General features: G+C 46.2%; 7 protein-coding genes. 4 read left to right on the top strand and 3 right to left on the bottom strand.

All coding sequences use genetic code 11. The features are described 5' to 3' along the window. The first annotated feature begins 218 nt into the window (after positions 1 to 218). Genes ACEW8S_RS16510 through ACEW8S_RS16525 form a run of 4 tightly spaced genes read left to right on the top strand, consistent with a single transcriptional unit; the run spans position 219 to position 5,801 of the window. Complete coding sequence (locus ACEW8S_RS16510) at positions 219 to 1,310, top strand: exo-alpha-sialidase (RefSeq protein ID WP_373519218.1); 1,092 nt, start codon at positions 219 to 221, stop codon at positions 1,308 to 1,310. Between the two features lie 37 nt (positions 1,311 to 1,347). Next, a complete protein-coding gene (locus ACEW8S_RS16515; RefSeq protein ID WP_373519219.1) occupies positions 1,348 to 3,345 on the top strand; it encodes an FG-GAP repeat domain-containing protein in 1,998 nt (665 codons plus the stop codon). Next, complete coding sequence (locus tag ACEW8S_RS16520; RefSeq protein ID WP_373519220.1) at positions 3,346 to 4,281, top strand: dihydrodipicolinate synthase family protein; 936 nt, start codon at positions 3,346 to 3,348, stop codon at positions 4,279 to 4,281. Positions 4,282 to 4,325: 44 nt separating this feature from the next. Continuing rightward, on the top strand, positions 4,326 to 5,801 hold the full coding sequence (locus ACEW8S_RS16525; protein ID WP_373519221.1) for a sodium:solute symporter: 1,476 nt from the start codon (positions 4,326 to 4,328) through the stop codon (positions 5,799 to 5,801). Here the strand turns inward: ACEW8S_RS16525 and ACEW8S_RS16530 are convergent. From ACEW8S_RS16530 to ACEW8S_RS16540, 3 genes are read right to left on the bottom strand one after another with little or no spacing between them, the layout of a single operon-like run. Then, a complete protein-coding gene (locus tag ACEW8S_RS16530) occupies positions 5,798 to 6,700 on the bottom strand; it encodes a DUF5777 family beta-barrel protein (protein WP_373519222.1) in 903 nt (300 codons plus the stop codon). The two genes, ACEW8S_RS16525 and ACEW8S_RS16530, sit on opposite strands and share 4 nt — an antisense overlap. Further along, positions 6,681 to 7,226 (bottom strand): YceI family protein, encoded by a 546-nt coding sequence (locus tag ACEW8S_RS16535; RefSeq protein ID WP_373519223.1) that lies wholly within the window; start codon positions 7,224 to 7,226, stop codon positions 6,681 to 6,683. The genes ACEW8S_RS16530 and ACEW8S_RS16535 overlap by 20 nt, the downstream gene beginning before the upstream one ends. Further along, positions 7,219 to 7,656: a hypothetical protein gene (locus ACEW8S_RS16540; protein ID WP_373519224.1), complete on the bottom strand. Its 438-nt coding sequence runs from the start codon at positions 7,654 to 7,656 to the stop codon at positions 7,219 to 7,221. The genes ACEW8S_RS16535 and ACEW8S_RS16540 overlap by 8 nt, the downstream gene beginning before the upstream one ends. Positions 7,657 to 7,835 lie beyond the last annotated feature (179 nt).

Here is a 7,835-nt window from a genome sequence, read left to right on the forward strand (position 1 = left end):
GTAAAATACTTTTTTGGATTTTCATAGTGTAGTCCGTTTGTTCAAAACTATTCTTTACTGGGTTCAAAACCAATTTTTCCCTGTGTTCTTACTGTAAACTTTTAACGGGTGCCCCTCCGATCAGTCATTTCCACCACCGAATTCTTTCAGTCCTTGATTTTTAATTTATTAGGGATAATACGTTATTTTTGGTACAGAAGCCATCCAAAGAAATTTATATGAAGTGTTCTTACTTGCTCCTGTTTTCACTGTGCGCTTTTATCAGTAAAGCCCAATCCGTCAAACTGCCCGAAGTTATGCCCATCGACCACCCTGCCGTACTGACCGAGGAATTTATTTATGACATCGAGAACGCCCCTACCCCGGAATGCCATGCCTCTACCCTAGAAGTGAGCAACGGAACGGTCATCGCCTCTTGGTTTGGTGGCACCAAGGAAAAAAACAAGGATGTCGTTATTTGGGTATCGCGCCATACGGACGGAACCTGGTCGAAACCTGTCGAAGTCGCCAACGGCATACAGGAAAATGGTGCCCGTCACCCTTGCTGGAATCCGGTTTTGTTCAGACCCAAAGGGCAACCGCTACACCTATTTTACAAGGTGGGTCCCAGTCCGCAAGAGTGGTGGGGCCTCTATATGACGTCCGAAGACAACGGTAAAACCTGGTCAAAACCTGTGAAACTTCCCAAAGGCATTTTAGGTCCCATAAAAAATCAGCCCGTTCAACTGAACAATGGCACTATTCTTTCCCCTTCGAGCAAAGAGACCGTTTCGGGCGAGTGGACCATCCATATAGAACAAAGTACCGACAATGCCCAAACCTGGACGGCCTCAGGCCCCTTGAACAATCCTGAAAGATTCGGTGCCATTCAACCTGTTATCTTAAATTACGGCAAAGGCAAGCTTCAACTGCTCAGTCGAACAAAAAATAATATGGTCACACAAAACTGGTCGGAAGACGGCGGAAAAACATGGAGTACAATGACGGCTACATCTTTGCCCAATCCGAATTCCGGTATCGATGGGGTTACCCTCAATGACGGTCGTCAGCTCTTGGTCTATAACCCTACAGAAAAAAATTGGGGTGATCGGGTGCCGCTCAGCCTTGCAATTTCCGCCGATGGACAGCACTGGGACCGTATTCTTGACCTTGAACCCGTACGGGAAACCACCGACAGGGAGGGCGAAGAATATTCATACCCTACGATAGTGCAAGCCGATGACGGCAAGATTCATCTGGTCTATACATGGAATCGGAAGACCGTGAAATATGTGGTTTTGAACCCCGAAAAGCTCAAAGGGAAGCTTTAATTCGTCGGGGTCAACACTTTTGCAATAAATTATACTCATGTCAAAAACCAACTGGTTTCGGTATCCATCCCAAGTTACCATTCTATTTCTGGGCATCCTGTTTCAAAATCCTACGGAAGCTATATCTCAGGATAAACCTGAAAGCAAGGACTTTTCCATGGTAGAGTACAACAATCCCGGCCTCTCGGTCGACCTTGGCGTAGGCTTGTGGGCGTGGCCGTTACCCATGGATTTCGACAACGATGGCGATATGGATCTGGTGGTCTCCTGTCCCGATACGCCTTTTAACGGTACCTATTTCTTTGAGAACGCATCGAAAGAACCTTACAAAACGCCTATTTTTGAAAAGCCGGTGAAAATCGGGGAAGGAATGAAAAATCTTCAAGTTTATTCGGAGGATGGAACGCTTAAGGTTCTCGGTCGTGGCGTCGAATACCTCGATTTTAAGGATAGTATCTTCTCCGACCCAAAAATGTTGCCTTTAAAGGACGAGCTTGAGAAAGGCCATCAGAAGATTCGTTTTAGCCAATGGAAGTATGTGGATTATGAAAAGGATGGTGACCTCGACCTGATTGTGGGCATAGACGATTGGGGCGACTACGGCTGGGACAATGCTTTCGATGAAAAGGGGAATTGGACGAACGGTCCGCTTCACGGCTATGTCTATCTCCTTGAAAACATGGACGGGAAGTATGTAAACAAAGGAACCCTTATTGCGGACGGAAAACCCATAGACGTTTACGGCGCCCCTTCTCCCAACATGAACGATTTTGACGGTGACGGCGATTTGGATCTGATCTGTGGGGAATTTGTCGATACCCTTACCTGGTTCGAGAATACGGGTAGCCGCGAAAAGCCCGTCTTTTCAAAAGGTCGATTCCTGACCAATCCGTCGGGCATCATAAAAATGGACCTGGAAATGATCATTCCCTCGTCGGTCGATTGGGACAGGGATGGGGACATCGATCTGGTTGTAGGCGATGAGGATGGCCGGGTGGCCCTTGTCGAAAACACAGGGGTCGTAGCCGATAATATGCCCATTTTCAAATCCCCCGCTTACTTCCAACAAAAGGCAGGTTATGTCAAATTCGGCGCATTGGCGACGCCGGTTAGCGTAGACTGGGACAACGACGGTGACGAAGACCTCATTTCAGGAAATACCGCTGGCTACATCGGCTTTATCGAAAATTTGAATGGAGGTAATCCCCCGAAATGGGCCGCACCAAAACGCTTGAAGGCCGATGGAAAGGAAATAAGATATCTAGCCGGTGATAACGGCTCGATTCAGGGGCCAGCAGAAAAGAAATGGGGCTACACCACCCTCTCGGTAAACGATTGGGACGGTGATGGACTAAAGGATATCATCGTAAATTCGATATGGGGAAAGATCGAATGGCACAAGAACGTTGGCAAAAAAGAGAGTTCGAAATTACTGCCGGCCCAGCCTATCGCGGTCGACTGGGGAGACAGCGAGGTTCCCAAACCCGAATGGAACTGGTGGAGCCCAGAAAAAACGGAACTGGCTACCCAATGGCGCACCACCCCGTACACCATCGACTGGAACGAAGATGGACTAATGGATTTGATCATGCTGGACCATGAAGGATACTTGGCCTTTTTCGAACGGTTCAATAATAATGGTGGCCTAACGCTAAAACCGGGACAGCGGATATTTTACGGAACGGATGGTTCGGTATTCGACAACAAAAACAATATAAAAGACAGTACTTCAGGTCCGTTACACTTAAATTCGGGCAAATACGGTGCCAGTGGCAGAAGAAAACTATGTTTTGCGGATTGGGACCAAGACGGTGACCTTGATCTGATCGTTAACGGAAAAAATGCCGTGCTGTTCGAAAATACTGGAAGTGAACCCGGAAAGGTAATCCTACGATTCAAGGGCGACCTGTCGAAACAAAAAATAGCCGGGCACACCACGTCGCCGAACCCCGTCGATTGGGACAAGAACGGAAGACCCGATCTGCTATTGGGTGCCGAAGACGGTCATTTTTACTATTTGAAAAATAACAAATAAATGCAAAAGTTAGCAAAAGGGCTATGGCCGGTGATGCTCACCCCTTTCAACGATTCGAACCGACTCGATTTGGATACTTTAAGGCGATTGACCGAGTTCTACATCGCCAGCGGAGCCGACGGTCTTTTCGCCAATTGCCTATCAAGCGAGATGTTCCAGTTGACCGATGGCGAACGCTTACGTATCACCCGAACCGTAGTCGAAACGGTCAACGGGCGACTACCCGTAATCGCGACCGGATCCTTTAGTAACGATATAGGGGTGTCGGCAAACTTTATAAAAAAGATATACGATACCGGTATCAAAGCAGTGGTCATCAGTACGAACCAGCCCTGTAACGAACAAGGGAAAGACAATGTTTTTAAGTCCAATATGGAAATGTTGATGACCAAAACGGGATCCATTCCCTTGGGGCTATACGAATGTCCGGTGCCGTATAAGAGGTTGATGGTTCCGGAAACCTTGGGATGGCTTGCCGATTCCGGCAGGTTTCTCTACCATAAGGATACCAGCTGCGACCTTGACGATATTAAAACGAAAATCGATGTAACAAAAAATACCGTTTTGGGAGTCTATAACGCCCATGTTCCGACCGGTATTGAATCATTGAAATATGGTGCCCGAGGGCTTTCCCCGATTGGCGCCAACCTATATCCTGAACTTTTTAGCGGACTTCTGGCCCGTTTGAATGATAAAGGAAAGCAAAAGGAAGTCGAAAAACTCAATGACGCCCTGAACATGATGGATACGATAATCCACCGTAATTATCCGTATGCCGCCAAACTCTTCCTACAAAAAAGAGGTTTCGATATTGAGACCAATTGCAGAACCCATAGAACCCGGATGAAACCCCAGGACCTGAATAAATTGAATACCGTTATGAACGTTTTTCACCAGTTATCCGAAGAATTGGGTATTGAGATTGTCCGATTTTGAACACATTATAACCCTTTAACGGCCACCGGAGATTGTACTCAACCATGAACACTATAGACTTAGTCGTATTTTTCGTTTACATCGTTGGTATCGCGGTATTCGGTGGGTCTTTTTTCAAAAGAAACAGAACCTCCTCTTCCTTCACGTTGGGCGATAACGATATTCCCGGCTGGGTCGTTACCATGTCCATTTTCGCCACGTTTGTCAGCAGTATCAGCTATTTGGCATTGCCGGGAAACGCCTTTCAAAGCAATTGGAACGCCTTTGCCTTTAGCCTTTCGCTGCCCATTGCATCGGTGATAGCGGCCAAGTATTTTGTGCCGTTGTACCGAAAAGTGAACAGCCCGTCCGCCTATACCTTCATGGAACAGCGTTTTGGGCCGTGGGCGAGAATTTATGTCTCATTGTGCTATTTGCTTACACAATTGATGCGAATAGGCACCATTCTCTATCTACTTGCCTTGACCTTGAACGCGGTTACTGGTTGGGACATTGCTACGATAATAATTTTTACCGGGGCGGTCGTAGCCGTCTATTCCATGTTGGGCGGTATCTCCGCGGTACTTTGGACGGATGCCATTCAGGGCATTATACTGATTGTCGGGGCTTTGGCCTGTGTTGCGTTTATTCTATTTTCTATGCCGGATGGCCCGGGACAGGTCTTCGAACTCGCCGCAAAAAATGACAAATTCAGTTTCGGAAGTTTCGATGCGAGCCTGGCCGATCCTACGTTTTGGGTGATCTTTGTATATGGTATCTTTATAAACCTTCAAAACTACGGGATAGACCAAAATTACGTTCAACGCTATATGGCCTCAAAGACCGAAAAAGAGGCTAAAAAATCCGCTTTGGTCGGCGGATTATTGTACGTTCCGATTTCCGCACTTTTCCTTTTTATAGGCACCGCACTTTTTGTTTACTATGATTCCGTTGCGACACTCCCAATAGACCTGCAGGTTATCACCAAGAGTGACCGTGTTTTTCCCTACTTTATAGTTAACGTGCTTCCGGCGGGGCTGAGCGGACTACTCGTAGCATCGATTTTCGCTGCGGGAATGAGTACGATTTCTACCAGTTTCAACAGCTCTGCAACTGTCTTTCTTACGGACTACTACAACAAGTATTTCAAGAAAACGGCTTCCGACAAGGAAGGTCTGCGTGTGCTGTACATTTCTTCGGCAATCATTAGTATTGTCGGAATTAGTATCGCCATCGCCATGATCAACGTAAAAAGTGCGTTGGATGCCTGGTGGAAATTGGCATCTATCTTTAGCGGGGGAATGCTGGGCTTATTTCTATTGGCGATTTTTTCGAGACAAAAGAACGTAGTGGGAGCCATTGTCGGGGTTATTGCCGGGCTGTTGGTTATTCTCTGGCTGAGCCTGTCGAACGTTTTTCTTGGGCCTGATGCTATCGGAAATTCGTTCCACGCCTATCTTACGATAGTTTTCGGAACGGTCGCCATTTTTCTTGTTGGGTTTTTGGTTTCGCTCTTTGCGAAGGGAAAAAACAGGAATTAGTTTCGAAGGTTCCGTTTAAAATGGATAATATAGGCAACGTTAAAGCCAAAATTCAGGTTCGGGCTACGGAAATTAAAATTGTTTCGCGTACCGGTGACAAAGGCTTCCTCGACCATGCCGACTGCATTGGTCAACATAAACTGTAGCATTACATCACCAATTTCCCAATTGACTCCTACAGAAAAAGGGCCAAAGGTCTGCGGCGCCTCCGCGGGGTTGAGCAACCAGTAATACTCAGAGACAAAGGAAAGGTGGCTTCCCAATTTATAACGGCCACCGATGCCCAATGCAAAATGGTCATTGTTTGGCTCCCCATAATACGATACCCCTTTGTGAACGAACGTTGGGGCTAGTTGCAGCGAAAGATTACGGTTCACCTTCGAGGCGATCAAGGCCTGAGTGGTAAACGAGATCCGGTCGGCAAAGGCATCTTCAATTGCCGGATTGATTTCGCCCTTACTGTAATAACTTGCATTCTGAAAAAGGGTAACGCTGACCGGAGGGCCTTCTTTTCCGTCCGATTGGCGAAACAAGCGATACTTCAGAAAGCCATCGAAGAGACCGTCCCAAGTGGTGCCCCCCAAACCGGTGGAGAGCCGATCGGTCGCGGCATATTCCATTGCAAAACGGGTACTCAAACGGTCGGCAAAAAAGCTTTGTGATCGTGGTGCGGGGCTATCCCAAAACCGGTTGGCGACAAAAATTTCCAATATGCCCTTTTTTCGGGTCTCTACCGAATGGCCAAAGGTTATGCGGGTGGTCTTAAAAGTAGCCTCGGCATACTGCAACTGCTCGGGCCGCTCTTCTTCCAAAATCTGAAGAAGGTCTTGGGCACTTCCTGATATCCCTGCTAAAAACAGTAAAATCACCAATACGATGTTATTCTTGATAGGGCTCATATTCAAATCTAAAATCTACGGTTATCACTTTTGCGATATTCCCCGCCAAAAGCGGTGGAATTTTAATTTCGTAATCATTGACCATGGCCTCAAAACTGCCACTCACTTCATAGTTGCCATCTTTATAGTCGATCTTGGTCTTAATCTCGAGTGCTTGCGAAACGCCGTGCATGGTGAAATTGCCATTGATGATACGGGTCTGCTGCTCTTTGAGCAGCGGGTCAAAATCAAGTATCTCCCCTTCGAACGTCGCCTTCGGATACAAATCGGACTCCACATAACTTTCGTTGAAATGTTCGCGCATCAAGGCTTTTTCAAAGATAAAGGCATTCATAAGCATACTCACCGCAATACGACCGTTTGAAAAATCGATGATGCTCAACACCTGATTGTTTTCGGCCTTGATGTTTTCCACTGGGGTATAGGAAAAAAAGGCGATCCGCCCTTGTCTGGCTATCACTTTTTGAGCGACCAGTTGCTGACTGGGACACAGCATAAAACACACTAAAATGAGGAACCTATTCATGGAGGTTTTGGTGGGTTACAATACAATGTAAGAAAACGGCATCCTTTAAAAATCCTTTGAAAACACCTTTTACCCTGATGGTGTCATTTTCTATGAGCAATTCAAGTTCCTTTTCCTGTCCCTTTTGCATATCACAAATAATATAGGGCGATTGATCCAAGGTACCCTTTAATAATATGGTATGTCTGCCATTGAGGGTATTGATTTCCTTGATCCGCCCTTCTATTTCGACCAGCTGTTCCGGTTCTAGGGTATTTATTTTCGTGTTCGGTTTAAAATAATCGCTTATGTTATCAATGGTTATTGCAATCAAAGGTCGGTCATTTATATAGTTATGTCGATCTGGGCGGTCGATATACCACAAAAACAGCGTCCCCACCAAAACTATCAACAGGGACAGCGCAATATGTTTTTTTTGTATCTTTTTCATTGTTCCAGCTGCTAAATCATACAAACCGATGTTTCATTCTGCGTATCGTAATGAAAAAAACCAGGATGCCCATCGGAATCCTGGTTTTAAAAATAACACTTTACTCGCAATCTTCCTTTTCAATCGACTATATTGAGCGTTCCCGTCATCGGACCATGAAACTCGCATATGTAGTCTAA

The organism is Pricia sp. (assembly GCF_041745955.1).
Lineage (GTDB): Bacteria > Bacteroidota > Bacteroidia > Flavobacteriales > Flavobacteriaceae > Pricia.

Bases quoted from the DNA above. Each gene is read 5' to 3' on its own strand.
- ACEW8S_RS16510 (WP_373519218.1), top strand. From the start codon at position 219: ATGAAGTGTTCTTACTTGCTCCTGTTTTCACTGTGCGCTTTTATCAGT.
- ACEW8S_RS16515 (WP_373519219.1), top strand. From the start codon at position 1,348: ATGTCAAAAACCAACTGGTTTCGGTATCCATCCCAAGTTACCATTCTA.
- ACEW8S_RS16520 (WP_373519220.1), top strand. From the start codon at position 3,346: ATGCAAAAGTTAGCAAAAGGGCTATGGCCGGTGATGCTCACCCCTTTC.
- ACEW8S_RS16525 (WP_373519221.1), top strand. From the start codon at position 4,326: ATGAACACTATAGACTTAGTCGTATTTTTCGTTTACATCGTTGGTATC.
- ACEW8S_RS16530 (WP_373519222.1), bottom strand. From the start codon at position 6,700: ATGAGCCCTATCAAGAATAACATCGTATTGGTGATTTTACTGTTTTTA.
- ACEW8S_RS16535 (WP_373519223.1), bottom strand. From the start codon at position 7,226: ATGAATAGGTTCCTCATTTTAGTGTGTTTTATGCTGTGTCCCAGTCAG.
- ACEW8S_RS16540 (WP_373519224.1), bottom strand. From the start codon at position 7,656: ATGAAAAAGATACAAAAAAAACATATTGCGCTGTCCCTGTTGATAGTT.